Genomic DNA, 26,558 nt, shown 5'->3' on the forward strand with positions numbered 1-26,558 from the left:
TCGCTCATGGGCTCAGGCCTCGCGCGATTCGAAGTCGATGCGCGGGTCGACCCAGGCATAGGTCAGATCGGTGATCAGGTGCACGAGGAGGCCGATCAGCGAGAAGATGTAGAGATTGGCGAAGACGACGGGGTAGTCGCGGTTGACGATCGCCTCGAAGGAGAGGAGCCCGAGCCCGTCGAGCGAGAAGATCGTCTCGATCAGCAGCGAGCCGGCGAACAGCGCATGCACGAAGGCGCCGGGGAAGCCGGCGATGACGATCAGCATCGCGTTGCGGAAGACGTGGCCGTAGAGCACGCCGCGCTCGGTGAGCCCCTTCATCCGCGCCGTCAGCACGTATTGCTTCCTGATCTCGTCGAGGAAGGAGTTCTTGGTCAGCAGCGTCGAGGTCGCGAAAGCCCCCAGCGCCATCGCCGTCACCGGCAGGGCGATGTGCCAGAGATAATCGCCGATCTTGCCGACGAGGCTGAGCTGCGCCCAGTTTTCCGAGGTCAGGCCGCGCAGGGGGAAGATCTGCCAGAACGAGCCGCCGGCGAAGAGCACGATCAGGAGGATCGCGAACAGGAAGCCGGGGATGGCGTAGCCGACGATGACCACGGCGCTGGTCCAGGTGTCGAAGCGCGAGCCGTCCTTCACCGCCTTGCGGATGCCGAGCGGGATCGAGATCGCATAGGAGAGCAGCGTCATCCACAGGCCGAGCGTGATCGAGACCGGCAGCTTCTCCTTGATCAGCTGCAGCACCGGCGCGTCGCGGAAATAGCTGCGGCCGAAATCGAAGGTCGCATAGTCCTTCAGCATCTTGAGGAAGCGTTCATGCGCCGGCTTGTCGAAGCCGAACTGCTTTTCGAGCTCCTTGATGAAGGCGGGGTCGAGCCCCTGCGCGCCGCGATAGGCTGAAGCCCCGTCCATCGCCTGCGTCCCGGCGTCGCCCCCGCTGCCGCCGCCGACACGTTCGGTGGCGCCGGCATTGGGATTGTTGAGCTGCGAGATCACCCGCTCGACCGGGCCGCCCGGCGCGAACTGCACGATGACGAAGGAGATCAGCAGAATGCCGAACAGGGTCGGCACCATCAGCGCCAGACGCCGGGCGATGTAGTTCAGCATGCGCTTATTCGGCCTTTCGGGCGCGGCCGATCGGGCCGAGATGGGTGTCGGCGAAGCGAGAGGGATATTTCAGCCCATAGCCCAGCGCCCGGTCGACACCGATATGCGCGCACCAGATCAGGCCTATCGCGAGCGCCAGGTTCGAGCCGCCCGCCAGAGCGGCGAGGATCGCGAGGATGGGCATGCTCAGCGTGTGGAACAGGTTGTAGCTGGCCGCGCCCAGCGCAGCGCCGCCGAGATAGCCGAGCATGCTGAGATCGGGCGCCAGCAGCAGGACGCCGAAGAGCCACCAGGGCTCGTCCAGTCGTGCGAAGAGCCAGATGCAGAGCCCGGCGAGCAACAGGCCCTCGAGCCGCAGCAGCATGCGCGGGGTGCCGCGAACCGAAGCCATGCCGCTGTCCACCGTCATCACGCCTTCCCGATCCGCTTGGCCTTCTCGGCATCGTACCACCACGTTCCCGGCGCACCGGAGCCATATTTCGGCTTGGTCTGCGGGCGCTCGTACATGTCCCAATAGGCCAGCCACTCGCTGGCGTTCCACCACATCGGGATCCAGTAGCGCCCGGCGCGCAGCAGCCGGTCGAGGCATTTCGCCGCCACCACCACCTCGGCGTAGCTCTTGGCCTGGCCGACCTTGTCGATCATCGCGTCGATCGCCGGATCGGCGATGCCGCCGACATTGCGCGAGCCGCGCGTCCTGGCCGCTTCCGAGCCGTAGATGACGCGCATCGTGTCGCTGGGGATGGCGCTGCCGGTCATCGCCCGGCTGATCATGTCGAAGTCGAACTCGTCGAGCCGGCGCTGGTACTGCGCGCCGTCGACGATGCGCGAGGTCGCGTTGATGCCGAGCCGCTTGAGATTGGCCTGGAAGGGCTGGGTGTGCGGCTGCAGCGACGGCGTCGAATCGAGGAACTCGATCTCGAAAGGCTGGCCGTTCGGCAGCTTCAGCACATTGTTCTCGCGCTTGCAGCCGGCGGCACGCAGCATCTCGTCGGCCCGGCGCAGCAGGGCGCGGTCGCTGCCCGAGCCGTCCGAGACCGGCGGCAGCCAGGGCTCCCCGAACACCTCCTCCGGAACCTGGCCGCGGAACGGCTCGAGCAGCTTCAGCTCCTCCGGCGAGGGCCGCCCGACCGCCTTCGAATCCGAATTCTCGAAATAGGAGGTGACCCGCGAATAGGAGCCGAACATGATGTTCTTGTTGGTCCATTCGAAATCGAAGGCGAGGCCGAGCGCCTCGCGGATGCGCGGATCGGCGAATTTCTCGCGGCGCAGGTTGAAGATCCAGCCCTGCGAGCCGATCGGCTCGGTCCTCGGCAGGGCCTCCTTCTTGACCTTGCCTTCCTTGAGCGCCGGGAAATCGTAGCCGGTAGCCCAGATCCGCGAGGTGAACTCCTCCTGGAAGGTGATGACGCCGCTCTTGAACGCTTCGAACGCCACCTGCCGGTCGCGGAAATACTCCCAGCGGACGCGGTCGAAATTGTTCTGGCCGACATTCACGGGCAGATCCCTGGCCCAATAGTCGGGCACCCGGTCGAACTCGATGAAGCGGCCCTGCTCGAAGCGGCCGACCTTGTAGGCGCCAGAGCCGAGCGGCGGCTCCAGCGTCGAGGCCTCGAAATTGCGGGTCGACCAGTATTTCTCGGAGAAGACCGGCAGGCCGGCGACGACGAGATGCAGGTCGCGGTCGCGCTTGGGCGAGAGCTTGACCACGAGGAGATCGTCGCTCTCGGCGACGGCCGATGCCAGCTGGGCGAGGATCAGCCGATAGGTCGGGTGGCCCTTCGTCTTGAGCAGGTTGAACGAGAAGGCGGCGTCGCCGGCGGTGACGCGCGAACCGTCGTGGAACGTCGCCTCCGGCCGCATGCGGAAGCGGTAGGTCAGCTTGTCGGTGGAGACGGAGACGCTTCTGGCCAGCAGGCCGTAGAGCGAGCCGGGCTCGTCGGCCGAGCCGGCCATCAGGCTGTCGAAGCAGGCGTCCATCCCGGCTGCGCCGTCGCCGTGCAGCACGAAGGTGTTGAGGGTGTTGAAGGTGTCGAAGCTCTGATTGCCGCCGGCGCGCTTGATCTGGATGGTGATCGAGCCGCCCTTCGGCGCCTTCGGATTGACATAGGCGAAATGCGCGAAGTCCGGCGGCAGCGCCAGCTCGCCGAAGGTCGAGAGGCCGTGGACCTCTGCCTCCTGCGCCAGCGCGGGCGCGCCTGGCAGCGCGGCCGCACCCGCGAGCGCGCCGCCGGCTTTCAGCAACTTGCGGCGGGTGATCCGGATCGCCATGCGTAACCCCTTGCGATTCGCTGTTCGATTATGTCGTCGCCACCGGCCAAAGCCAGAGCAACCGGCATTCATCGCGATGGTGACGGCAATTGCATGGCGCGGACAAGCAAAAGCCGGGCTTTCGGCCCGGCTCTGCGGTCACATCGGTGCGAAAGACGCCGCCGGATCAGGGCTTCGGCAGCGGCTTCGGCGCCTCGGCCAGCGAATTCAGATAGGCGACGACGTCGGCGCGCTGGTCGGGCTTGCCGAGGCCGGCGAAGGCCATCGTCGTGCCGGGGACGTAGGCCTTCGGATTCTTGAGGAACTGATCGAGGTTCTCCGCCGTCCAGGTCTCGGAGGCCTTGCCCTTCATCGCCGCGGAATAGCCGAAGCCTTCGACCGAGGCCTTGTTGCGCTCGTAGACGCCGTAGAGATGCGGGCCGACCTTGTTGGCGCCGCCCTTCTCGAAGGTATGGCAAGCCTTGCAGGCGCCAACCGCCTTCTCGCCGCGCGCCGGATCGGCCTTGGCGAGGCGCACCGCGATCGGCTCTTCGGCCGCCGCTGCGGGGGCGGCCCCGCCGCTCGCCGCGGCCGGCTCGAGGCTCGGCAGATCGAAGCCCGGCACGGCCGGCTTCTTCGGGGCGAAGACGATGCCCGAGATCATGTTCAGGCTCATCACGACGAGCAGCGTCGAAAGACCTGCGCCAGCGATCTTGTTCAGTTCGATATTCATCGTCTCTAACAACCCCCGGCCCGCCCGTCGGCGAAGCAAGACAGCGCTGCGGCCGGCCCCTTGCGGAGGCCGGCACGTCTGCGCTGCTTAACCGCTTTGCGCGCTGCATTGCAACTCGTATAAGCACGCACCGCTTTGAGACCTTTTGCCGCCTTGCGAGCTTTCCCCAGCCAATGCCCAATCCGCTGATCCTGATCCCGGCCCGCATGCAGGCGACGCGCCTGCCGGGCAAGCCGCTGGCCGACATTCTGGGCGAGCCGATGATCGTCCGGGTCTGGCGCCGCGCCATCGAGGCGCGCATCGGCGAGGTCATCGTCGCTACCGACGACGAGCGCATCCTCGCGGCGGTCGAGCAGGCCGGCGGCCGCGCGGTGATGACCAGCCCCGCGCACCAGACCGGCTCCGACCGGATCAAGGAAGCCGCCGACATCGTCGACCCGGAGGGGCGGCACGACATCATCGTCAACGTCCAGGGCGATTTCCCGACCTTGGCTCCGGCTGCGATCGCCGCCGCGATCGAGCCCCTGGCCGACCCGGCGGTCGACATCGCGACCCTCGCCGGCGAGATCACCGACGACGAGGAGAAGAGCGCGCCGAGCGTCGTCAAGCTGATCGGCAGCGAGGTTTCGCCGGGCCGGATGCGGGCACTCTATTTCACCAGGGCGACGGCGCCTTACGGCGACGGCCCGCTCTATCACCATGTCGGTCTCTACGCCTATCGCCGCCGGGCGCTCGACCGCTTCGTCGCGCTGCCGCAATCGCCGCTCGAGCTTCGCGAGAAGCTGGAGCAACTGCGGGCGCTCGAGGACGGCATGCGCATCGATGCGATGATCATCGATCACGTCCCGCGCGGCGTCGACACGCCGCCCGATCTGGACCGCGCCCGCGCCTTCCTGACCTCCCGCGCCTGATCGGTGAATACGTCTCCGAACTTATGATAGAGAACGCGTGACCCGTCAGATTGCCGCGATCTGACCGGCGCGTGCCCTGAGCCTGAAAGTCCGCCAATGCCAGTCGTCGTTTCCTATCAGGGCGAGCCCGGAGCCTTCTCCTCGCAGGCCGCTTTGCAGGTCTTCCCGGATTGCGAGCTCCTGCCGTGCCGGACCTTCGAGGACGCGCTCGCCGCTGTCTCGGACGGCACCGCCCGCTACGGCATGATTCCGATCGACAACTCGATCGCCGGACGCGTCGCCGACATCCACCATCTCCTGCCGCGCTCCGGCCTGCACATCATCGGCGAGCACTTCCTGCCGATCCGCTTCCATCTGATGGCGGTCGAGGGCGCGACCCTGGCGACGCTGAAGACCGTGCAGAGCCACATCCATGCGCTCGGCCAGTGCCGCAAAATCATCCGCAAGCTCGGCCTCAAGGCCGAGGTCGCGGCCGACACCGCCGGCTCGGCCCGGCAGGTGGCCGAGGCCGGCGACCCGACCCGGGCCGCCATCGCCCCGCACATCGCCGCCGAGGTCTACGGCCTCAAGATTCTGATGGAGGACATCGAGGACGAGAAGCACAACACCACGCGCTTCGTCGTGCTCTCGAAATATCCCGAATTCGCCCGCCAGGGCGCCGGCAAGACGGTGACGACGCTGATCTTCCAGGTCCGGAACCTGCCGGCGGCGCTGTACAAGGCGCTCGGCGGCTTCGCCACCAACGGCATCAACATGACCAAGCTCGAGAGCTACATGGTCGACGGCCTTTTCTCGGCGACGATGTTCTACAGCGACGTCGAGGGCCATCCCGACGATCCGGCGCTGAAGCGCGCGCTCGACGAGCTCGCCTTCTTCTCCAAGGAGATGAAGATTCTCGGCGTCTACCCGGCGAGCGAGTTCCGCGAGAGCTTCCCGGAGCCGGGGGAGTAGGTACTTGCATCATGCTCGGGCTCGACCGAGCATCTCGGGCCGGAGGAAGTGCCAGCCGGCGCTTTCTCGTCAGGAGCTTGTCGGGTCTCCGCTTCGCTCCGCCCGAGAATGACGCGGCGCCGAAGGATCAGGGCTCCTCGCCGTCCACCGCCCAGGCCTTCAGGATGGTGTTGGCGATCGCCATATGCGGCGGGCAGAACAGGTTGTCGGGGTGCTTGCCCTCCAGCATCTGCAGCGCCTCTTCGCGGCTGAACCAGCGACCGGCCTCGAGCTCGGTGCCATCGAGGACGATGTCGTCGTTCAGCGCCTCGGCGAGGCAGCCGATCATCAGCGAGCCGGGGAAGGGCCAGGGCTGCGAGGCGAGGTAGCGCACCGTGCCGGTCCTCAGGCCGGCTTCTTCCCAGGTCTCGCGGCGCACCGCGTCCTCAAAGGTCTCGCCCGGCTCGACGAAGCCGGCGATGCAGGAATACATGCCGGGCGCGAAGCGGGCCTGGCGCGCCAGCAGGCAGTTGTCGCCGCGCACCGCCAGCATGATTACGACCGGGTCGGTGCGCGGGAAATGCTGGGCGCCGCAGGCTTCGCATTGCCGCTTCCAGCCGGCCGAGGCGAGACTGGTCGGCGCGCCGCACTGGGCGCAGCAGCGATGGCGCGCATGCCAGTCGAGCAGGGCCTTGGCCTCGCCGAGCGGCCCGAGCTCCTCGTTCGGCACCAGCCGCTTGAGGGCCACGCTGCGCAGGTCGCTGACCACGAGCACGGCCTGATCGCGCAGGCCGTCCAGCAAGTCGCGGTCGATCAGCCGGCCGAAGCGCGGCGCCCCGTCCGGGGCGACCCCGAGGAAGACCTCCTCCAGCGCGTCGCCGAGCCCGTCGGCGCCGCTTTCGTCGAACCAGACGCTCTGGGTCTCGGCGCCGGTCCGCAACAGGATCGGCGTCTCGCCGGCGACGACGGTGAAGCGGGCATCGCTGCGCGCGCGCAGTTCGGCGACCTCGTCCGGCCGGTCGCGCAGGTCGGCGCGGCGGTCGAGCGGGCTGGTGGCGAATCCGGTCTGGGCTGAGCGTTCTTTGCGGCGGGAGGCGTCGTTCATGCCTCCGTCCTACTCCGCTTTCGGTTCGACCGGAACGGGGTCGAAAGCAGAATTATACGTATGCGAACGTTCGTCGGCCGCCGGACGCCGCGCTCAGCCGTTCCCGCGTCCGCGCAGCAGCTGGATGATGCCGGAGAAGTCGGTGCCGCCTTCGCCCCAGGCGTTGTGCAGCCCGTAGACCTGCGCCGCCGCGGCGCCGAGCGGCGTCGAGGCGCCGGCCGCCTGCGCCGCCTCCTGGGCGAGCTTGAGGTCCTTCAGCATCAGCGCCGAGGCGAAGCCGGGCTTGTAGTCGTTGTTGGCCGGCGAGGTCGGCACGGGTCCCGGCACCGGGCAATAGGTCGTCAGCGACCAGCACTGGCCCGAGGAGGTCGAGGCGACGTCGAACAGAGCCTGATGCGACAGCCCCAGCTTCTCGGCCAGCACGAAGGCCTCGGAGACCCCGATCATCGAGATGCCGAGGATCATGTTGTTGCAGATCTTCGCCGCCTGGCCGTTGCCGGCATCGCCGCAATGCACGACCTTCTTGCCCATGGCCGAGAGGATCGGCTGGCCGCGCTCGAAGGCGTCCGCCCCGCCGCCGACCATGAAGGTCAGGGTCGCGCCCTGGGCGCCGCCGACGCCGCCCGAGACCGGCGCGTCGAGCGAGAGGCAGCCGCGCTCGGCCGCCAGCGCATGCGCCTTGCGGGCGCTCTCGACATCGATGGTCGAGGAATCGATCAGCAGCGTGCCCGGCTTCACCGCCGGCAGGATGTCGGCCCAGACCCCCAGCACATGCTTGCCGGCCGGCAGCATGGTGACGACGATCTCGGCCTCGGCGACGGCCTCCTTCGCCGAGCCGGCGATGCCGACTCCGAGTGCCGCCGCGGCGTCCTTCGAGGCCTGGACGAGGTCGAAGGCGGAGACCTTGTGCCCGGCCTTGACCAGGTTGCCGGCCATCGGCCCGCCCATATTGCCGAGGCCGATGAAGGCGATGGTGCTCATGGTCGTGTCCTTCCCACTATCGTTCGCGTCATGCTCGGGCGCAGACCCGAGCATCTCTCTCAGGAGATTCTCGGGTCTGCGCTTCGCTTCGCCCGAGAATGACGTCTTAGCCTCAATTCCCCTTCGCCCGCCCGACCAGCGAGCGCGCCACGATCATCCGCATCACCTCGTTGGTCCCTTCCAGGATCTGGTGCACCCGGAGATCGCGGACGATCTTCTCGATGCCGTAATCGGCGAGATAGCCATAGCCGCCATGGATCTGAAGCGCCTGGTTGGCGACCTCGAAACCGGTGTCGGTGGCGACGCGCTTGGCCATGGCGCAGAGCTTGCTCGCATCCGGCGCCTTCGCGTCGAGCGCCGCGGCGGCGCGCCAGAGGAAGGTGCGGGCCGCCTCCAGTTCGATCGCCATGTCGGCAAGCTTGAACTGCAGCGCCTGGAAATCGGCGATGCGGGAACCGAACGCCTTGCGCTCCTGGGCGTAGGCCAGCGCCTTGTCGAGCGCGCCCTGCGCCCCGCCGATCGAGCAGGCGCCGATATTGAGCCGCCCGCCATCGAGCCCGGCCATGGCGATCTTGAAGCCGATGCCTTCCGGGCCGATCCGGTTGGCGACCGGGACGCGGCAGTTCTCGAAGATCACCGCGCGCGTCGGCTGGGCGTTCCAGCCCATCTTCTTCTCGTTGGCGCCGAAGGAGAGGCCGGGCGTGCCCTTCTCGACGACGATGGTCGAGATGCCGGACGGGCCGGCCTCGCCGGTGCGGACCATCACGACATAGATGTCCGAGACCCCGGCGCCGGAGATGAACTGCTTCTGGCCGTCGAGCACGTAATGATCGCCGTCGCGCACGGCTTTCGTCTTCAGCGCCGCGGCGTCCGAGCCGGCGCCGGGCTCGGTCAGGCAATAGCTCGCCAGATGCTCCATGGTGCAGAGCTTCGGCAGGTAGGTCTGCCGCTGCTCCTGCGACCCGTAGCGGTCGATCATCCAGGCGCACATGTTGTGGATCGAGATATAGGCCGCGACCGTCGGACAGCCGGTCGAGAGCGCCTCGAAGATCAGCGCCGCGTCGAGCCGGGTCAGGCCGGAGCCGCCGACATCCTCGGCGATATAGACCCCGCCCATGCCGAGCGCGGCGGCGTGCCGCATCTCCTCGACCGGGAAATGCTTCTCCTCGTCCCAGCGCACGGCGTGAGGCGCCAGGGTCTCGGCAGCGAAACCCTGGGCCATGTCGCGGATCGCGATCTGGTCTTCGGTGAGGGAGAACACGATCCGATCTCCTTCGCTGTCGGCTCAACCCATGGTCGGGATGACGAAGCTGGCGCCGTCCTTGATGCCCGAGGGCCAGCGCGCCGTCACCGTCTTGGTCTTGGTGTAGAAGCGGATCGAATCCGGGCCGTGCTGGTTGAGATCGCCGAAGGAGGAACGCTTCCAGCCGCCGAAGGTGTAGTAGGCCAGCGGCACCGGGATCGGCACGTTGATACCGACCATGCCGACCTGGACCTTGGAGGCGAAGTCGCGCGCCGCGTCGCCATCGCGGGTGAAGATCGCGGTGCCGTTGCCGTATTCGTGGTCGTTGGTCAGCTTCAGCGCCTGGTCGTAGCTGTCGGCGCGCAGCACCGAGAGGACCGGCCCGAAGATTTCCTCCTTGTAGATGCGCATCTCCGGCGTGACGTGGTCGAACAGGCAGCCGCCGACATAGAAGCCGTTCTCGTAGCCCTGCATCCTGAAGTCGCGGCCGTCGACCACGAGCTTGGCGCCTTCCTGGACGCCGATGTCGACATAGTTCTTGATCTTCTCCATCGCCGCCTTGGTGACGACCGGTCCGTAATCGGCGCTGGCGTCGGTCGAGGGGCCGATCTTCAGGCTTTCGACGCGCGGGATGAGCCGCTTCACCAGCTCGTCGGCGGTGGCCTTGCCGACCGGGACCGCGACCGAGATCGCCATGCAGCGCTCGCCGGCCGAGCCGTAGCCGGCGCCGATCAGCGCGTCGACGGCCTGGTCCATGTCGGCGTCGGGCATGATGATCATGTGGTTCTTGGCGCCGCCGAAGCACTGCACGCGCTTACCCGCCGCGCAGCCGCGGGCGTAGATGTACTCGGCGATCGGGGTCGAGCCGACGAAGCCGACCGCCTTGATGTCGTGGTCGTCGAGGATGGCGTCGACCGCTTCCTTGTCGCCGTTGACGACGTTGAGGATGCCGGGAGGGCCGCCGGCCTCGATGAACAGCTCGGCGAGGCGCATCGGCACGCCGGGATCGCGCTCCGACGGCTTCAGGATGAAGGCGTTGCCGCAGGCGATGGCGGGGCCGAGCTTCCACAGCGGGATCATCGCCGGGAAGTTGAACGGGGTGATGCCGGCGACGACGCCGAGCGGCTGGCGCAGCGAATAGATGTCGATGCCCGGGCCGGCGCCGTCGGTGAACTCGCCCTTCATCAGATTGGGCACGCCGAGCGAGAATTCGACGACCTCGACGCCGCGCTGGATGTCGCCCTTGGCGTCGGGGATGGTCTTGCCGTGCTCGCGGGCGAGCAGTTCGGCGAGCTCGTCGTTGTTCTGCGCGATCAGGTCGAGGAACTTCATCAGCACGCGGGCGCGGCGCTGCGGGTTGACCGCTGCCCATTTCGGCTGGGCTTCGAGCGCGTTCTCGACCGCGGCGCGCAGCTCCTTCTGCGAGGCGAGCGCCACCTTCGCGATCACCGAGCCGTCCATCGGCTGATAGACGTCGGCCGTGCGGCCGGAGGTGCCGGCGACGTGCTTGCCGCCGATGAAGTGACCGATCTGACGCATGGCGTCCTCCCCTAAAGTCGTGTGCCGCGGATTGGCCCTACCCCTATCATTATCGTTTGCGCACGGCTATAGGCGGTTATCGGCCAAGGTCGTGCGAAAACACAGATATGGGAGGAGCGCCGTGGAACGGTTCGACTGGGACGATCTGCGCTTCTTCCTCGCCGTCGCCCGTTCGGGCCGTCTCACGGCCGCAGCGCGCCGGTTGGGGGCGGATCACGCCACGGTCTCGCGCCGCATCACCTCGCTGGAGGAATCGCTCAAGGCCAAGCTGTTCGAGCGCCGCCCGCAGGGCTATGCGCTGACCGGCCATGGCGAGCAGCTCCTCGCCAAGGCCGAGAGCATGGAGACCGAGGCCCTCGCCATCCAGAGCGAGATCGGCGGCGCCGACATGGCGCTGTCGGGCACCGTCCGGATCGGCGCGCCGGACGGTTTCGGCTCGACCTTCCTGGCCCCGCGCTTCGCCGGCTTCGCCAAGGCCTATCCGGGGCTGGAGCTCCAGCTCATCGCCATGCCGCGCCTGCTCTCGCTGTCGAAGCGCGAGGCCGACGTCGCGATCACGCTCGCCCCGCCGAAGGAGGGCAAGGTCGTCGCCCGCAAGCTCTGCGACTACCGGCTCGGTCTTTACGCTTCGCAGGACTATCTCGACGCGATGCCGCCGATCGCGGCGGCGGAGGATCTCTTCGCCCACCGCATCGTCGGCTATATCGACGATCTGATCTTCACCCCCGAGCTCGACTATCTCGACGAGGTCGCCAAGGGTCTGCGGGCGCAGATCCAGAGCTCGAGCGTGCTGGCGCAGATGAACGCCGTGGCCGCGGGCGCCGGGATCGGCGTGATCCATCATTTCATGGCCGTCGACGAGCCGCGGCTCGTTCCGGTCCTGGCCGAGAGCGTCTCGATCACCCGCTCCTTCTGGCTGCTCGTCCACGCCGATCTCAAGGACGTCGCCCGGGTGCGCGCCGTCGTCGACTTCATCGTGCGCGAGTCGAAGGCCAATCGTGCCCTGCTGATGGGCGAGGCGATGGCGGGGGCGGGTCGGGCGGTCGTGGCGGCCGATTGACGGCGGCGACGGCCTTACGAGGCCACGTGCACGCAGTTGCGCCCGTTGTGCTTGGCCGCATAGAGCGCGCGGTCGGCCGCGATGAGATGCTGGTCGAGCTTGCCGGTCCCGTCGATCTCGGCGACGCCGATCGAAACCGTCAGCGTGACCGGCCGATCCTCGACCAGCAATGTCTCATGCGAGATGTCGAGCCGAATATGATCGCTGAGGCGCAGCGCGGCCTTGGCGTTCAGGCCCGGGAACAGGATGGCGAATTCCTCGCCGCCGATCCTGGCGAGCAGATGGCCGCTTCCCTCGACCGACTGGGCCAGGTAGCGCGCCACCTTGGCTAGGGCCTGGTCGCCGAAATCGTGGCCGTAGCTGTCGTTCAGCTGCTTGAAGTCGTCGATGTCGAGGATCGCGACGGCGCTCTTCAGGTTCTTGGCCTGGGCTTCCTCGATCAGCTTGCCGGCATGCTCGAAGAAATGGCGCCGGTTGAACAGGCCCGTCAGCGCGTCGCGGGCGGCGAGACTGTGAAGCTGCTCGATCTGCTCCAGCGTCTCGACATTGCTCGCGATCCGGCATTGCAGCTCTTCCGGAATGAACGGCATCGAGATGAAGTCGTTCGCCCCGGCCTTGAGGAAGCCGACCGAGACCATGCGGTCGCTCGACGACGAGATGCCGATCAGGCGCAGCCGGTCGGAGGCGAACTGTCGGCGGATCCGGCGCGTCAGCTCGTATCCGTCGATATCCGGCATGTAGTAATCGCTCACCACCAGACGGATGGCGGGATCCGCCTGCAGCTGCGACAGCGCCTCGGCCCCGGAATCCGCTTCGATCACCCTGTATTGCTGCACCTTCAGCATATGGGCCAGCAGCTTTCGGGTCGCTGCGGTGTCGTCGACGACGAGAATGCGCGTCAGCCGGTTGGCCAGGGCGCGCTTGACCGTTCCGACCACCGTTTCGAGCGCGAAGGCGCTGTCTTTCGGCACATAGTCGATGACGTCGCGCTCCATGATGCGGTTGCGCGTCTCCATATCGAAACTGGCCGTATGGACGATGGTCGGGATGTGGCGCTGGATGGTGAAGTCGATCGCCTCGCCGCGCGGGGCGTCGGGCAGGTTCAGGTCGACGACCGCCATGGTGAAGGCGGCGCGATCCTCGGTGACGACCTCGTGCAACTCGTTGAGCGACTGGCAGACGACGATGGGCAGGCGAATCTCGGCTTCGAGGCGGCGCGACAGGGCTAGTGCATAGGTCCGCGAATCCTCGACGACGAGGATCTTCTGCGGCTCGGAAACAGGCTCGCTCTGGCGGCGGTCGATTGCACGAAAGGCCATTGGGCTCACAAGTCCCTGATCGGCGCCGGCGGGGCGTGCGGCTGGTTTCGAGTCCTGCCTCGCGGTCGAGGGGCGAACTCAATGTGGCAACCATCCTGCCGTAACGTTAAATTGAGCTTAACCATGCCTGCTTAGAGCCGGATCCGGTCAGGTTGGATCAATCTGATCGGTAAAGCGGTCTCTAGAACGCCGCGGCTGGGCTGCTCGCGCCGCGACGATGCGTTCAGATGCGCCAGGGCAGGATATTGGCCGGCAGCTTACGGCCCAGCGCATCGATCCCGAGCATGACGACGAGGATGACCGCGCAGGCGCTGACGGCGACCGCCGCGGCCTCGCCGGCGAGCCCGGCCTCCTTCAGGCTGAACAGCACGACGCCGAGCGTCTCCGTGCCCGAGGACCAGAGCAGGGCCGAAACCGTGAGTTCGTTGAAGGCGACGAGGAAGACCATCAGCCCGCTGACCATGGCGGCGGGCGCCAGGATCGGCGCGACGATGAAGCGCAGCATCTGCCAGAGGCTGACCCCGTCGAGCTTGGCCGCCTCCTCGTGATGCGCCTCGATCTGCGCCATCGCCGCGACCGGGGCCTTCAGCGCCAGCGGCAGGAAGCGGGCGACATAGGCGAAGAGGATGATGAACGGCGTCGCGTAGATGCTCACGCCGATCAGCGGTAGCGGCTTCAGGAACATCAGGATGCAGGCGATGGCGAGGACGACGCCGGGCAGCGCGTAGGGCAGTTCGATCACGATCTCGACGACGCGCCGCAGCCTGCCCATCCGGCGCTCGAGCCCATAGGCGAACGCGATGGAGATCAGCGCCAGCAGCACCGCGGCCGAGCCGGCGAAGAGGAAGGAGTTGCGGAAGGCGCGCACCGTCACATCCTGGCGCAGCAGAACCTCGGCGAACTTGTCGAGGGTGAGGCTCTGCCAGCTCAGCGCCACGCCGAGAGCCGGCGTCAGGGCCTCGCCGATCAGCGCCAGGAGCGGCAGGCCGAGCTTGAGCGCGATCAGCAGCCAAAGACCCGCGGCGACGGGGGCACGAGCACGGCCGAGCTGCCAGAACGGCTGCAGCGGCCGCTCGATCTCGACCTTGCCGCCGCTGCGCCGTGTCGCGAGGAGCCCGGCCGCGATGCCGAGGCTGGCGACGAGCGCGACCAGCAGCGAGAGCGCGGCCGCATCGGGCAGGCCGGCCGGGCCGAAGCTCGACAGCCGGCGATAGATCAGCGTCGGCAGGGTGAGATAGTTCACCGGCAGGCCGAGCAGGGCGGGAATGCCGAAATTGCCGATGCCGGCGACGAAGGCGAGCAGGGCCGCGGCGATGATCTGCGGCCGCAGCAGCGGCAGCAGGATGCGCCCGACGATGGACGACGGTGCCGCCCCCTCCATCTGCGCCGCCTCGACCAGCGCGTGCGGCACGCTGCGCAGGCCGGTCCAGAGCGTGATCGCGACCAGCGGTGCGTGGTGCAGGGCCATCACCAGGACGATGCCGCCGCGCCCGAGCAGCGGGTTGGGCGTCCCGGGGGCCGGCGCGAGCCCGAGCATGCCGAGCAGGGCCGAGTTCGGCGCGAACAGGCTGAGGAAGGCGAGCGCCGCCACCTGCGGCGCGATCATCATCGAGAACACCAGCGCGAAGGCGAGCGGCCGCTTGCCGCGCAGGTCGGTGACGGCGAGCAGGATCGCCGCCGATCCGCCGATCAGCAGCGCGGCGAGCGCCGAGAGCCCGGCCGTCTCGAGGGTGTGTAGCGTCGCCGTGACCGCCGCGCGGCTGGTGATCTCGGCCAGGGCGCTCTCGGGGGCGAAGCGCCAGCCGGGTGCGAAGGCGGCGGCGAGCAGCCGCAGGAAGGGCAGGGCGCCGAACAGGCTCGCGCAGAGCAGCACGAGGACCGGCAGGGTGAGCCCCGTCGGCAAGGTCAGGCCGGGCAGCGCCGGCCGGAAGCCGACCTGCCGGTGCTCTGCGGATGCGGCGAGCGTCATCGCGTCGGTGCCCGGGCCTCGCCGCCTGACGTCAGCCTTCGAAGATCGCGCTGAAGCGCTTGCGCGCCGCCGGCTCGTCGGCGAGCGCCTTGGCTGCGTCGAACGGCATCAGCTTGATCGCGCCGCGCGCCGGGTAGCCGGCCGGCAGCGCGACATCCGGATGGGCCGAGACATAGCCCTGCTTCAGTGCGAGTTCCTGCCCGTCCCTCGAGATCAGGAAGTCGACGAAGGCCTTGGCGGCCTCGGGGTTCTTCGTGCCTTTCAGGATCGCGACCGGCTCGCTCACCGCCGAGACGCCCTCGGCCGGAAAGACGAACTCGACCGGCGCGCCCTTGGCCTTCTCGCGGATCGGCATGAAGTCGACGATCATGCCGTAGAGCTTCTCGCCGGTGGCGACCTGGCGCAGGATGTCGCCATTGGCGCCGGCGGCGAGCGTGCCGTTCTTCTTCAGCTCCTCGTAGAAGCCCCAGCCGCCCGGCAGGTTTCCGGTCAGCGTGATCGTGTGGATCATCGCCGCGCCCGAATTCAGCGGGCTCGGCATCGCGAGTTGATTCCTGACCTCGGGCTTGGCGAGGTCGAGCCAGCTCTGCGGCTTCAGCGTCGCCCTGGTGTTGTAGACGATGCCGGTGGTGATCAGCTTGGTGGCGAACCACATCTTCGCCGGATCGTGCACGCCGGCCGGAAAGGCCGAGATGTCGGCCTTCTCGTGGGCCAGGAGGCGACCTTCCTTCTTCAGCCCTTCCATGGTCACGGCGTCGGCGATCAGCAGCACGTCGGCCTGCGGGGCGCCCGCTTCGATCTCCGCCCGGAGCTTGGCCATCACGCGCGGCGTGCCGTCGCGCACGAAGCTGATCTCGACCTTCGGGTGCTTCGCCTTGAAGGCGTCGATCGTCTGCTGCGCGTCGGTGTTGGGCTGGCTGGTGTAGAGCACGAGCTTGCCTTCGACGGCGCCGGCGGCGTCGATCGCCGGCAGGGCCAGGCCGAGCGCGAGAGCGGCGGTGACTGCGAGGGCGCGCATGAGAAACTCCGGTTGGTCCGCCGCGAGGCCGGCTGGGCCGCGTCGACGTCGGGGACATGAAACCTGCGTGCCGGGTAAGCTGCGCCGATGACACATCCATGACAGCCCCTCTTTGACGCGGCGGGGCGGCGCCGTCAAAGCCGATTCGCATGCGCCGCCGAGGTCCTGCGACAGCGGCCGCCTGGGAGCCGTGCACGAAATTCACCCATCGCCCGCGCTTGTTTGTTGCAGTCCTTTTCGGCTAGGGTTTATGAAGAGCGGGGTAAAAAAGCTCAATCTAAACGTTTTAAATGGGAGGTTTCCATGAAATCGGTGCGTTCTCTGGCTGCCGGCGCAGCCTTGGCCGCGATCGCGGCCGGCTGGTCGGGAGCGGCGCTCGCCCAGGAGACGGTGACGGTCTGGTTCACCAAGGGCTTCTACAAGGGCGAGGACGATGCGCTGCTCGCCGTCGTCGACAAATTCCAGAAGGCGACCGGCGTCAAGGTCGACCTCTCCCTCTACTCGACCGAGGACTGCGTCACCAAATCGGTCGGCGCCGTTCAGGCCGGGACGCCGCCGGATGTCGGCTTCTGCACCACCTATGATTTCCGCACCACCGGCCAGTGGGCTTTCGAGGGCAAGCTCGAGGACGTCACCGACGTGATCGAGCCGCTGAAGGGCGACATCCTGCCGGACGCGCTCGTCACCACCTATCTGATGAACGACAAGACGAAGAAGAAGTCCTACTACGCCTTCCCGGTCCAGCAGCAGATGATGCACATCACCTACTGGAAGGACATGCTGGAGGAGGCCGGCTTCAAGGAGAGCGACATCCCGAAGAGCTGGAACGGCTACTGGGACTTCTGGTGCGACAAGGTCCAGGGCGGGCTGCGCGCTAAGGGCAAGCGGATCTATGCGGTCGGCCATCCGCTCGGCGTCGCCGCCTCCGACACCTTCTACAGCTTCCTGACCTTCGCCAACGCGCATGACGCCAAGGTCGTCGACGAGAGCGGCAAGATCGTGCTCGACGACCCCAAGAACAAGGCGGCGATGGTCGCGGCGGTGAAGGACTACGCCAGCATCTCCTCGCGCGGCTGCACGCCGCCCTCCTCGGTCAACTGGCTCGACCCGGACAACAACGTCGCCTTCCACAACCGCACCATCGCGATGACGCACAACGCGACCATCTCGATCGCCTCCAAGCATCTCGACGACATGAACAACCAGGCGCTGACACCGGAGCAGCGCGAGCAGGCGAAGAAGAACTATCTCGACAACATCCGCACCACCCAGTTCCCGGACAAGCCCGACGGCAAGCCGCTGCCGAACCTGGCGGCGGTGAAGACCGCGGTCGTCTTCGCCGACGGCAAGAACAAGAAGCGCGGCAAGGAGTTCATGGCCTTCATGATGAAGGACGAGAACCTGCGACCCTTCGTCGAGGGCTCGCTCGGGCGCTGGCTGCCGACGACGAAGTCCGGCCTCGCCAGCCCGTTCTGGACGGATGGCAAGGATCCGCACCGCGCGCTGGTCTACAAGCAGTTCAGCTCGGGCACGATCCCGTTCCAGTTCGTCTATAACTACAAGTTCACGGCCGTGAACGCCGAAAACGTCTGGGCCAAGGCCGTCAACCGTGTGCTGGTCGACAAGGTCGCGCCCGAGCAGGCGGTCGACGAGATGATCGTCCGCATCAAGCAGATCGCCGGCTGAGACCGGCGGCTTCGACCGACTGAAGACGGCATCCCGCGGCGCCCGGCGCCGCGGGATGCCGGCCTGTCTCGACCGGTGGAAGGCGACGGCGCCGAATACGCGCCGCTCGCCCCCGGGCGGGCATTCTCTGAGGGAGACAAGAAGATGACCGCCGCAACGATGGCAGCCCCGGCGCCGCCCGCGAGCGCGACGACATCCGGACAGGCGCGCGATCGCGCCTTCTGGGGCGTGGTCATGCTCGCGCCCTATATCCTCGTCTTCGCGGTGATGGTGGTCTATCCCGTCGCCTACGGGCTCTGGATCGGCCTGAACTGGCAGTCCTACCGGGCTCTCTTCACCGACCCGATCTTCTTCCGGACGGTAGTCAACACCGTCATCTTCCTCTTCGTCGCGGTGAACCTGAAGTTCCTGATCGCGCTGTTCCTGTCGGGCTTCTTCGTGGCGCAGCGGGCCTGGGTGCGCATCGTCCTGGTGCTGTTCATCCTGCCCTGGGCGGTGCCGTCGATCCCGACCATCCTGTCCTTCCGGGTGATGCTCAACCCCGAGACCGGCATGGTCAATTCGCAGCTCTTCCAATGGTTCGGCATCATGGAAGGGCCGGGCTGGCTGACCGATCCGACGCTCGCCTTCATCTGCTCGATCTTCGTCCATATCTGGAAGTCGCTGCCGTTCTGGACCCTGATCCTCGTCACCGGCCGGCTCGCCATTGCGCAGGATCTCTACGAGGCCGCCAGCGTCGACGGCGCCAACAAATGGCAGCAGTTCCGCTTCATCACCTGGCCCTCGCTGGCGACGCTCTACGTCACCTCGACCCTGCTCTCGATGATCTGGACACTCGGCGACTTCAACAGTGTCTACCTGCTCACCGGCGGCGGCCCGGGCGATCTCAACCACGTGCTGGCGACGCTCGGCATCCGCTACATGCGCAACAACAATCTCGACCTCGGCATCGCCTCGATCATCGTCGCGATGCCGCTGATCCTGCCCATGGTGTGGTTCATGGTGAAGCGTCTGTCGAAGGGAGCCGAGTGATGAAGAGAGTTCTCGACGAGGGCAAGCTCATCCTGATCGCCATTCCGGTCCTGATCTGGACCCTGCTGCCGATCTACCATCTCTTCGTGCTGTCGATCTCCAACCAGGAATCCATGCTGGCCGGCAAGCTCTGGCCCGACAAGCCGACGCTGCAGAACTTCCAGATCGTCTTCAACCAGCAGCACTACTACCTCAACAATTTCTGGCTGCAGCTGTTTAACAGCTTCCTCATCGCGATCGCGACCGGGCTGATCACCCTGTTCGTCGCGACCTGCGCCGCCTTCGCCATCTCGCGGCTGCGGGCGCCCGGCGGCCGCACCATCATGAACTTCGCCCTGGCGACCTATCTGATCCCGGCCGCCTTCCTCGCCATTCCCATGTACAAGGCCATGGGCACCTTCGGGCTGCTCAACACCCGCACGGCGCTGATCCTCGCCATGGTGGCGCTGGCCTCGCCCTATGCCATCTGGGTGCTGAAGCAGGCCTCGGACAAGCTGCCCAGGGAGCTCGACGAGGCCGCGATCATGGACGGGGCGACCTCGCTCCAGCTCTTCCGGCTGGTCTACCTGCCGCTGATGAAGCCTTCGATGGTGGTGATCGGCATCTACGCGCTGCTCCTCGCCTGGAACGAATATCTCTACGCCTTCCTGCTGCTCTCGAGCGAGCAGGCGCTGCCACTCGCGGTCGGCCTCGGCCTCTTCCTCTCGGCCGACGACGCGCCCTGGAACCTGCTGATGACGGCCGGGCTGATCTACGCCATCCCGCCGGCGGTGATTTATTACGGCTTCCGCAACAACATGGTCTCGGGCCTGACCTCGGGGGCGGTGAAGAGCTGACGTCTTTTGCTCTACACCTGCGCCGTCATTCCGGCCGCAGCGAAGCGCTGCGGCGGCATCCATCATGGGGCTCTGGGCGACTACGATGGGTTCCGGAGCTGCGCCGCTCTCGCGGCTTGTCCGGAATGACGAAGCGGGTGGTTCACAAAAGCTCGCAATGACGGCTGGCAGCCCTCATATTGGCGGCGAACGCCGCAACAACCCTGACGGATGACGTGATGACCGCCTCAAAGCTCGATCAGCTCCGCGCCATGACCACCGTCGTCGCCGATACCGGCGACATCGAGGCCGTGCGCCGCCTGAAGCCGGTCGACTGCACCACCAATCCGACGCTGCTGCTCAAGGCGGTGGAGACGCCGGCCTATGCCGCGCTGGTCGAGGAGGCGATCGCCTGGGGCCGGCGGCAGGGCGGCGCCGGCGTGGTCGAGGCGGTGTGCGACCGGCTCGCCGTCACCTTCGGCGCGGAACTCGCCAGGATCGTGCCCGGCCGGGTCTCGACCGAGGTCGACGCCGATCTCTCCTTCGACACCGCCGCCAGCATCGCGAAGGCACGCGCCATCATCGCCGCCTACAGGGAGCGCGGCGTCGAGCGTGAGCGCATCCTCATCAAGATCGCCTCGACCTGGGAAGGCCTGCAGGCGGCGCGCGTGCTGCAGCAGGAAGGCATCGACTGCAACCTGACGCTGCTTTTCGCCCTGCCGCAGGCGGTCGCGGCCGCCGATGCCGGGGCGTTCCTGATCTCGCCCTTCGTCGGCCGCATCCTCGACTGGCACGTCAAGGCCGGCGGCGGACCCTACACGGCCGAGACCGATCCGGGCGTCGTCTCGGTGCGGACGATCTACAGCTACTACAAGGCCCACGGCATCGACACGGTGGTGATGGGCGCCTCCTTCCGCAATACCGGCGAGATCGAGGCGCTCGCCGGCTGCGACCGGCTGACCATCGGCCCCGGCCTGCTGGATGAACTCGCCGGCGCGACCGGCGAGCTGCCGCGCAAGCTCTCGCCGGAGACTTCCGACCGGGTCCCGGCGAAGCTCGACCTCGATGAAAAGGCTTTCCGCTTCGCCATGAACGAGGACGCGATGGCGACCGAGAAGCTCGCCGAGGGCATTCGCGGCTTCGTCAAGGACCTGCGCAGCCTGCGCAAGCTCGTCGCGGCCAAGCTCGACTCGGCCAAGGCGGCGTGAGCCCGGCAGCCGCAGCGCAGATCGCCGTCGTCACCGGCGGCGCCGGGGGCATCGGCCGCGCCGTCTGCGAGCGCCTGGCGCGGGACGGCGTCGTCCCGGTGGTGTGGGACCTGGCGGATGGCGGTGGCGGCCACGCCTTCGTCGCCTGCGACGTCACGGACGAGGCGCAGGTCGCCGCCGCGCTCGAGCGCACCGAGCGCGAGCACGGACCTGTCGCGATCCTCGTCAACAATGCCGGGCTGACCGGTCCCTCGACGACCGTGGCCGAGACGCCGCTGGCGCAATGGCAGAGAGTCCAGGCGGTCAATCTGACCGGCACCTTCCTCTGCTCGCGCGCCGTCGCGGCGGCGATGGTGCCGCGCGGGCGGGGCCGCATCGTCAACATCGCCTCGCTCGCCGGCAAGGAGGGCACGCCGACCCTCTCGGCCTACAGCGCCGCCAAGGCCGGCGTGATCGCGCTGACCAAGGCCCATGGCAAGGAACTCGCCGGCACCGGCGTCCTGGTCAACGCGGTGGCGCCGGCGGCGATCGAAACCGAATTGCTGCGGCAAATGAGCGAGGAGACCGTCGCGACCATGATCGCCAAGAGTCCGCTGAAGCGGCTCGGCACGGTCGACGAGCTCGCCGAACTGGTCGCCTGGCTCGCCAGCGAGACATGCAGCTTCTCGACCGGCGCCGTCTTCGACCTGTCCGGCGGCCGCGCGACCTACTGAGGCTGCGCCGCGGCCCGCAAATCTGCCTTCGTCTCCAGCGCGGGCGGAACGACAGGGGCCGTGGCGGAGGGGGTGAAATAGGCCCGCCCGCGGGCAGCCGCCGTTTCGAGCGTCTCGCGCTGGGCCTTCGGCAGCCGCTTCGTGTCTTCGAGTGCTGCGAAGTCGCTGGTCAGATGGTCCGACGAACGCTGACCGTTGAAGACGACGACTCCGCTGCGGGTGACGACGATGTCGCCTTTCCGCAGGGTCGGGTCGCGCAGATACCAGTAGGCGTCGCTCGCCGGGTCGAGCTTGACCGCGGGTTCCGCCGGCTTCGGACTGGCGGGGCGTGCCTTCTGCGGCTTCGGCTTGATCGCCGGCCCGTCCGGCGCGCCGATCGCGGCGGGTGGCCTCGGACTGCCGAATATCGCCTGCGTCAGGTCGTCGAAGAAGCCGGCGGCCCGGGCCTGCGGTGCCATCGCAATCCCGATGCCGGCGGCCAGGCCCGTCGCCAGGATCATCCGTCGCGTCATCGCCGAATCTCCCCTTCCTGCGTCGCTCGATCTGCGCCGCGCTTGTCGCTGTCAGCGCCGCAATCGAGGGATCAGGCGCCCGTTCCTCTCAAACGAGGCTAGGGCGGGAAGGTTCGGTGCGAGTTCAACCTTTCGCGGCGAGCGCCTCGGCCCGGATGGTGGAGAGCGATTTCGCTGGCGTGATCGCCTCGGGATCGAGCAGGCAATGGATGATCGCGGGCTTGCCGCTGGTCAGCGCCCGCTCGAAGGCAGGCGCGAACTCCCCGGTCGTCTCGACGCGCTCGCCATGGCCGCCGAAGGCCCTCGCATAGGCGGCGAAATCGGGATTCTTCAGCGTGGTCGCCGAGACCCGGCCCGGATATTCGCGCTCCTGATGCATGCGGATGGTGCCGTACATGCCGTTGTCGACGACGATGACGATCACCGGCAGTTCGTATTGCACCGCGGTCGCGAAATCCTGGCCGTTCATCAGGAAGCAGCCATCGCCGGCGAAGGCGACGACGGTGCGCTCCGGAAACAGCCGCTTGGCGCCGATCGCCGCCGGCACGCCATAGCCCATCGAGCCCGAGGTCGGCGCGAGCTGCGTCGCGAATCTGGTGAAGCGATGGAAGCGATGCACCCAGGTCGCGTAATTGCCGGCGCCGTTGCACAGGATCGCGTCGGGTGGGAGATTGCGGCGCAGCCAGGTCACCATCTCGCCGGGGTGGAACTTGCCCGGCACCGGCGCCGGCTGCTCGGTCCAGGCGAGATAGGCGTCGTGCGCCGCGGCGGCGGCGCCGGACCAGGGGACCGACTGCGGTGGGTGGACCGTCTCCAGCGCGGCGCAGAAGGCCGTGGGCGAGGCGTTGATCGCCAGCTCCGGCCGGTAGACGCGGCCGAGCTCTTCCGGGTCGGGATGGACGTGCACCAGCGGCCTGCCCGGATTGGGGATGCCGAACAGGGTGTAGGACTGGCTCGGCATCTCGGAGAGCCGGCCGCCCACCATCAGCACGAGGTCGCTGTCCTTGATCCGCTGCAGCAGCTTCGGATTGGGGCCGATGCCGAGATCGCCGGCGAAGTTCGGATGATCGGCCGGAAACAGCATCTGCCGGCGGAACGAGACCGCGACCGGCAGGTCGAAGCGCTCGGCAAAGCGCTGGAAGCGCTCGATCGCCTGCGGGTTCCAACGCGAGCCGCCGAGGATGGCGATCGGCGCCTTCGCCGCCCAGAGTCGCTTCTGCAGGTCGATCGTCTGCAGCAGCGAGGGGTGCGTCTCGGTGACCTGATAGGGCTGCGCGTCCGGGACGTCGGCGAGGTCGGTCAGCACGTCTTCGGGCAGCGCGATCACCACCGGGCCGGGCCGGCCGGCGGTCGCGACATGGAAGGCGCGGCTGATGATCTCTGGGATGCGCGCGGCGTCGTCGATCTCGGTCGCCCATTTGGTCATCGTGCCGAAGACGGCGCGATAGTCGAGCTCCTGGAAGGCCTCGCGCTCGCGCATGCCGCGCTCGATCTGGCCGACGAACAGGATCATCGGCGTGGAATCCTGATGCGCGATATGGATGCCGGGCGAGGCGTTGGTCGCGCCCGGGCCGCGCGTCACGAAACAGATGCCCGGCCTGCCGGTCAATTTGCCGGCGGCCTCCGCCATCATCGCGGCGCCGCCCTCGGCGCGGCAGATCGTGACCTTGAGGTCGGCGTCGTGCAGCGCGTCGAGCACGGCGAGATAGCTCTCGCCCGGCACGCAGAAGGCGTCGGTCGCGCCGTGGATCAGGAGTTGGTCGACGAGGATCTGCCCGCCGGTGCGCTCAGCCATTGTATGGCCCTCCCCAGGCCGGGTCGTTCAGGATGTCGTGCGCATGCTCGCCGAGGCGCGGGCTCGGCCGGCTCGCGACCTGCCTGACGCCGTCGAGCACGATCGGCGAGGCGATGGTCGGCGTCGCGCCGGCCCGGGCTGCCGGGTTCGGCAGGTCGACGCGCACGCCGCGCGCCTTGACCTGCGGGTCGGCGAAGACCTCGTCGATCGTGTTGATCGGGCCGGCCGGCACGCCGACGGCCTCCAGCCTGGCGAGCAGGTCGCGCTTCGGAAAGCGGCTGGTCAGCGCGTTGAGGCGCGCCGTCAGGGCAACCCGGTTGGCGACGCGCGAGCGGTTGTCGACATAGTCGGGTTCGGCCGCGAAGCCGGCATCGCCGACCACCTCGCAGAGCTTGCGCCATTGCCCGTCATTGCCGGTGGCGATGATGATGTGCCCGTCCGCCACCGGGAAGACGTCATAGGGCACGATGTTGGGATGGGCGTTGCCGAGGCGCTGCGGCGCCTTGCCCGAGACGAGATAGTTCATCGCCTGGTTGCCGAGCACCGCGATCTGCGCGTCGAGCAGCGCCATGTCGAGCGTCGCGCCTTCGCCGGTCTGGTCGCGCCGGCGCAATGCGGCGAGGATGCCGGTCGTGGCGTAGAGGCCGGTATAGATGTCGGCGACGGCATAGCCCGCCTTCATCGGCGCGCCGTCCGGCTCGCCGGTGACAGACATCGGACCGCCCATGCCCTGGACCAGGAAGTCGTAGCCGGCGCGCGGCGCATAGGGGCCGTCCTGGCCGAAGCCGGTGACCGAGCAATAGATCAGCCGCGGATGGGCCTTGCGCATCGCGGCGGCGTCGAGCCCGTATTTGACGAGGCCGCCGACCTTGAAGTTCTCGATCACCACATCGGCATGGGCAGCGAGCCGGTGCACCAGCGCCTGGCCTTCCGGCGTGCGGAAATCGGCCGTGATCGAGCGCTTGCCGCGATTGGCCGAATGGAAATAGGCGGCCGAGAGATGCTCCTCGCCCGCGCCCTCGACGAAGGGCGGCCCCCATTTGCGAGTGTCGTCGCCCTCGGGCGCCTCGACCTTGATGACATCGGCGCCGAGATCGGCAAGGAGCTGGCCGATCCACGGCCCGGCGAGGATGCGCGCCAGCTCGAGGATGCGCAGGCCGGCGAGGGGAGGGGTATTGGACATCGACTGATCCACGTCGTCATGGTCGGCCTTGAGCCGACCATCTCTTCGGGAGTCTGGTTCGGGGAGAGACGGCCGGGTCAAGCCCGGCCATGACGCTGGATATCTCAGAAGAACGCCTGCAGCCCGGTGACGGCCCGGCCGAGGATCAGCGCATGGACGTCGTGCGTGCCCTCATAGGTGTTGACCGTCTCGAGGTTCGCCGCGTGGCGCATGACGTGGTACTCGATCTGGATGCCGTTGCCGCCGTGCATGTCGCGGGCGGCGCGGGCGATGTCGAGCGCCTTGCCGCAATTGTTGCGCTTGACGAGGCTGATCATCTCCGGCGCCATCTTGCCCTCGTCGAGCAGCCGCCCGACGCGCAGCGAACCCTGCAGGCCGAGCGTGATCTCGGTCACCATGTCGGCGAGCTTTTTCTGGAAGAGCTGCGTCTGGGCGAGCGGCTTGTTGAACTGCTTGCGGTCGAGCCCGTATTGGCGGGCGCGGTGGAAGCAGTCCTCGGCGGCGCCCATCGCGCCCCAGGAGATGCCGTAGCGGGCGCGGTTGAGGCAGCCGAACGGACCCTTGAGGCCGGAGACGTTCGGGAGCAGGTTCTCTTCCGGCACGATCACGCCGTCCATGACGACTTCGCCGGTGATCGAGGCGCGCAGCGAAAGCTTGCCGCCGATCTTCGGGGCGGACAGGCCCTTCATGCCCTTTTCGAGGATGAAGCCGCGGATCTGGTTGTCATGCGCGGCCGACTTCGCCCAGACGACGAAGACGTCGGCGATCGGCGAGTTCGAGATCCACATCTTCGATCCCGTCAGCCTGTAGCCGTCGGCGACCTTCTCGGCCCGGGTCTTCATCCCGGCCGGGTCGGAGCCGGCATCCGGCTCGGTCAGGCCGAAGCAGCCGACCCATTCGCCCGAGCCGAGCTTGGGCAGGTACTTCCTGCGCTGGTTCTCGTCGCCATAGGCGTAGATCGGGTACATCACCAGCGAGGACTGGACCGACATCATCGAGCGGTAGCCGGAGTCGATGCGCTCGACCTCGCGGGCGACGAGCCCGTAGGAGACGTAATTGGCGCCGGCGCAGCCGTATTCCTCGGGAACCGTCACGCCGAGCAGGCCGAGCTGGCCCATCTCGTTGAAGATCTCGCGGTCGGTCTTCTCCTCGAGATAGGCCTCGGCCACGCGCGGCAGCAGCTTCTCCTGCGCGTAGTCGCGCGCGGTGTCGCGGATCAGCCGCTCGTCTTCGGTCAGCTGCTCGTCGAGCAGGAAGGGGTCTTCCCAGTTGAACTCGGCCAGCTTGTGGCTGTGGGCGCTCTTGCGCGCGGCTTCGGCCATGATGCTCTCCCTGCTTTTCCTTGCCTACCGTCATTGCGAGGAGCGTAGCGACGAAGCAATCCAGGGGGGCTTGGAGCGCTGCCGCCCCTGGATTGCTTCGCTGCGCTCGCAATGACGGCGTGGTTCCTCA

At 67.6% G+C, this 26,558-nt stretch carries 23 protein-coding genes; 8 read left to right on the forward strand and 15 right to left on the reverse strand.

Going from position 1 to position 26,558, the window contains the following annotated elements:
- Positions 1 to 12: 12 nt before the first annotated feature.
- The 4 genes from CS1GBM4_RS18880 to CS1GBM4_RS18895 all read right to left on the reverse strand — a co-directional run bounded on the left by CS1GBM4_RS18880 (position 13) and on the right by CS1GBM4_RS18895 (position 4,087).
- Complete coding sequence (locus CS1GBM4_RS18880; RefSeq protein ID WP_186420293.1) at positions 13 to 1,104, reverse strand: microcin C ABC transporter permease YejB; 1,092 nt, start codon at positions 1,102 to 1,104, stop codon at positions 13 to 15.
- A gap of 4 nt (positions 1,105 to 1,108) precedes the next feature.
- On the reverse strand, positions 1,109 to 1,513 hold the full coding sequence (locus CS1GBM4_RS18885) for a DUF4260 domain-containing protein (RefSeq protein ID WP_244607302.1): 405 nt from the start codon (positions 1,511 to 1,513) through the stop codon (positions 1,109 to 1,111).
- On the reverse strand, positions 1,513 to 3,375 hold the full coding sequence (locus CS1GBM4_RS18890; RefSeq protein WP_186420294.1) for an extracellular solute-binding protein: 1,863 nt from the start codon (positions 3,373 to 3,375) through the stop codon (positions 1,513 to 1,515). Before CS1GBM4_RS18890 ends, CS1GBM4_RS18885 begins: the two co-directional genes overlap by 1 nt.
- A 166-nt stretch (positions 3,376 to 3,541) precedes the next feature.
- Positions 3,542 to 4,087 (reverse strand): cytochrome c family protein, encoded by a 546-nt coding sequence (locus tag CS1GBM4_RS18895; RefSeq protein ID WP_186420295.1) that lies wholly within the window; start codon positions 4,085 to 4,087, stop codon positions 3,542 to 3,544.
- Between the two features lie 173 nt (positions 4,088 to 4,260).
- Between CS1GBM4_RS18895 and CS1GBM4_RS18900 the strand changes: the two genes are divergently transcribed.
- A complete protein-coding gene (locus CS1GBM4_RS18900) occupies positions 4,261 to 4,998 on the forward strand; it encodes a 3-deoxy-manno-octulosonate cytidylyltransferase (RefSeq protein ID WP_186420296.1) in 738 nt (245 codons plus the stop codon).
- Between the two features lie 96 nt (positions 4,999 to 5,094).
- Positions 5,095 to 5,949, forward strand: coding sequence for a prephenate dehydratase (locus CS1GBM4_RS18905; RefSeq protein ID WP_186420297.1), 855 nt, complete (start codon positions 5,095 to 5,097; stop codon positions 5,947 to 5,949).
- A gap of 127 nt (positions 5,950 to 6,076) precedes the next feature.
- Here CS1GBM4_RS18905 and nudC read toward each other — a convergent pair whose 3' ends face one another.
- The 4 genes from nudC to CS1GBM4_RS18925 all read right to left on the reverse strand — a co-directional run bounded on the left by nudC (position 6,077) and on the right by CS1GBM4_RS18925 (position 10,796).
- Entirely contained in the window at positions 6,077 to 7,033 is a 957-nt protein-coding gene (gene nudC, locus CS1GBM4_RS18910) for an NAD(+) diphosphatase (protein ID WP_186420298.1), read from the reverse strand.
- 93 nt (positions 7,034 to 7,126) lie between these two features.
- Entirely contained in the window at positions 7,127 to 8,068 is a 942-nt protein-coding gene (gene mmsB / locus CS1GBM4_RS18915; RefSeq protein WP_186420299.1) for a 3-hydroxyisobutyrate dehydrogenase, read from the reverse strand.
- Positions 8,069 to 8,126: 58 nt separating this feature from the next.
- Entirely contained in the window at positions 8,127 to 9,278 is a 1,152-nt protein-coding gene (locus tag CS1GBM4_RS18920) for an isobutyryl-CoA dehydrogenase (protein ID WP_186420452.1), read from the reverse strand.
- Between the two features lie 21 nt (positions 9,279 to 9,299).
- The gene (locus CS1GBM4_RS18925; protein WP_186420300.1) at positions 9,300 to 10,796 is read right to left on the reverse strand and encodes a CoA-acylating methylmalonate-semialdehyde dehydrogenase; all 1,497 of its coding nucleotides are present in this window, start codon (positions 10,794 to 10,796) and stop codon (positions 9,300 to 9,302) included.
- A 121-nt stretch (positions 10,797 to 10,917) separates the two neighbouring features.
- On the opposite strand from CS1GBM4_RS18925, the gene CS1GBM4_RS18930 reads away from it, so the two are divergent.
- Positions 10,918 to 11,856 carry a LysR family transcriptional regulator gene (locus CS1GBM4_RS18930; RefSeq protein ID WP_244607304.1) on the forward strand — a complete coding sequence of 313 codons (939 nt, stop codon included), beginning with the start codon at positions 10,918 to 10,920 and terminating at the stop codon, positions 11,854 to 11,856.
- Between the two features lie 14 nt (positions 11,857 to 11,870).
- On the opposite strand, the gene CS1GBM4_RS18935 is transcribed toward CS1GBM4_RS18930, so the two are convergent.
- The 3 genes from CS1GBM4_RS18935 to CS1GBM4_RS18945 all read right to left on the reverse strand — a co-directional run bounded on the left by CS1GBM4_RS18935 (position 11,871) and on the right by CS1GBM4_RS18945 (position 16,162).
- Entirely contained in the window at positions 11,871 to 13,175 is a 1,305-nt protein-coding gene (locus tag CS1GBM4_RS18935; RefSeq protein ID WP_186420302.1) for a diguanylate cyclase, read from the reverse strand.
- Positions 13,176 to 13,398: 223 nt separating this feature from the next.
- A complete protein-coding gene (locus CS1GBM4_RS18940) occupies positions 13,399 to 15,144 on the reverse strand; it encodes an iron ABC transporter permease (RefSeq protein ID WP_186420303.1) in 1,746 nt (581 codons plus the stop codon).
- 31 nt (positions 15,145 to 15,175) lie between these two features.
- On the reverse strand, positions 15,176 to 16,162 hold the full coding sequence (locus CS1GBM4_RS18945) for an ABC transporter substrate-binding protein (protein WP_186420304.1): 987 nt from the start codon (positions 16,160 to 16,162) through the stop codon (positions 15,176 to 15,178).
- A gap of 303 nt (positions 16,163 to 16,465) precedes the next feature.
- On the opposite strand from CS1GBM4_RS18945, the gene CS1GBM4_RS18950 reads away from it, so the two are divergent.
- The 5 genes from CS1GBM4_RS18950 (at position 16,466) to CS1GBM4_RS18970 (ending at position 21,616) form a co-directional block, all read left to right on the forward strand.
- The gene (locus CS1GBM4_RS18950) at positions 16,466 to 17,848 is read left to right on the forward strand and encodes an ABC transporter substrate-binding protein (protein ID WP_186420305.1); all 1,383 of its coding nucleotides are present in this window, start codon (positions 16,466 to 16,468) and stop codon (positions 17,846 to 17,848) included.
- 234 nt (positions 17,849 to 18,082) lie between these two features.
- Complete coding sequence (locus CS1GBM4_RS18955) at positions 18,083 to 18,880, forward strand: sugar ABC transporter permease (RefSeq protein ID WP_348522337.1); 798 nt, start codon at positions 18,083 to 18,085, stop codon at positions 18,878 to 18,880.
- Positions 18,880 to 19,716: a carbohydrate ABC transporter permease gene (locus CS1GBM4_RS18960; protein ID WP_186420307.1), complete on the forward strand. Its 837-nt coding sequence runs from the start codon at positions 18,880 to 18,882 to the stop codon at positions 19,714 to 19,716. The genes CS1GBM4_RS18955 and CS1GBM4_RS18960 overlap by 1 nt, the downstream gene beginning before the upstream one ends.
- 218 nt (positions 19,717 to 19,934) lie before the next feature.
- Positions 19,935 to 20,903, forward strand: coding sequence for a transaldolase (tal, locus tag CS1GBM4_RS18965; RefSeq protein ID WP_186420308.1), 969 nt, complete (start codon positions 19,935 to 19,937; stop codon positions 20,901 to 20,903).
- A complete protein-coding gene (locus CS1GBM4_RS18970) occupies positions 20,900 to 21,616 on the forward strand; it encodes an SDR family NAD(P)-dependent oxidoreductase (protein ID WP_186420309.1) in 717 nt (238 codons plus the stop codon). The genes tal and CS1GBM4_RS18970 overlap by 4 nt, the downstream gene beginning before the upstream one ends.
- On the opposite strand, the gene CS1GBM4_RS18975 is transcribed toward CS1GBM4_RS18970, so the two are convergent.
- The 4 genes from CS1GBM4_RS18975 to CS1GBM4_RS18990 all read right to left on the reverse strand — a co-directional run bounded on the left by CS1GBM4_RS18975 (position 21,610) and on the right by CS1GBM4_RS18990 (position 26,428).
- Complete coding sequence (locus CS1GBM4_RS18975; protein ID WP_186420310.1) at positions 21,610 to 22,128, reverse strand: hypothetical protein; 519 nt, start codon at positions 22,126 to 22,128, stop codon at positions 21,610 to 21,612. The two genes, CS1GBM4_RS18970 and CS1GBM4_RS18975, sit on opposite strands and share 7 nt — an antisense overlap.
- 124 nt (positions 22,129 to 22,252) lie before the next feature.
- Positions 22,253 to 23,923: a thiamine pyrophosphate-binding protein gene (locus CS1GBM4_RS18980; protein ID WP_186420311.1), complete on the reverse strand. Its 1,671-nt coding sequence runs from the start codon at positions 23,921 to 23,923 to the stop codon at positions 22,253 to 22,255.
- The gene (locus CS1GBM4_RS18985; protein WP_186420312.1) at positions 23,916 to 25,106 is read right to left on the reverse strand and encodes a CoA transferase; all 1,191 of its coding nucleotides are present in this window, start codon (positions 25,104 to 25,106) and stop codon (positions 23,916 to 23,918) included. The genes CS1GBM4_RS18980 and CS1GBM4_RS18985 overlap by 8 nt, the downstream gene beginning before the upstream one ends.
- 104 nt (positions 25,107 to 25,210) lie before the next feature.
- Positions 25,211 to 26,428: an acyl-CoA dehydrogenase gene (locus CS1GBM4_RS18990; protein ID WP_186420313.1), complete on the reverse strand. Its 1,218-nt coding sequence runs from the start codon at positions 26,426 to 26,428 to the stop codon at positions 25,211 to 25,213.
- Positions 26,429 to 26,558: the final 130 nt, after the last annotated feature.

The sequence above is a fragment of the Allobosea sp. CS1GBMeth4 genome (assembly GCF_900185715.1).
Classification (GTDB): Bacteria; Pseudomonadota; Alphaproteobacteria; order Rhizobiales; family Beijerinckiaceae; genus Allobosea.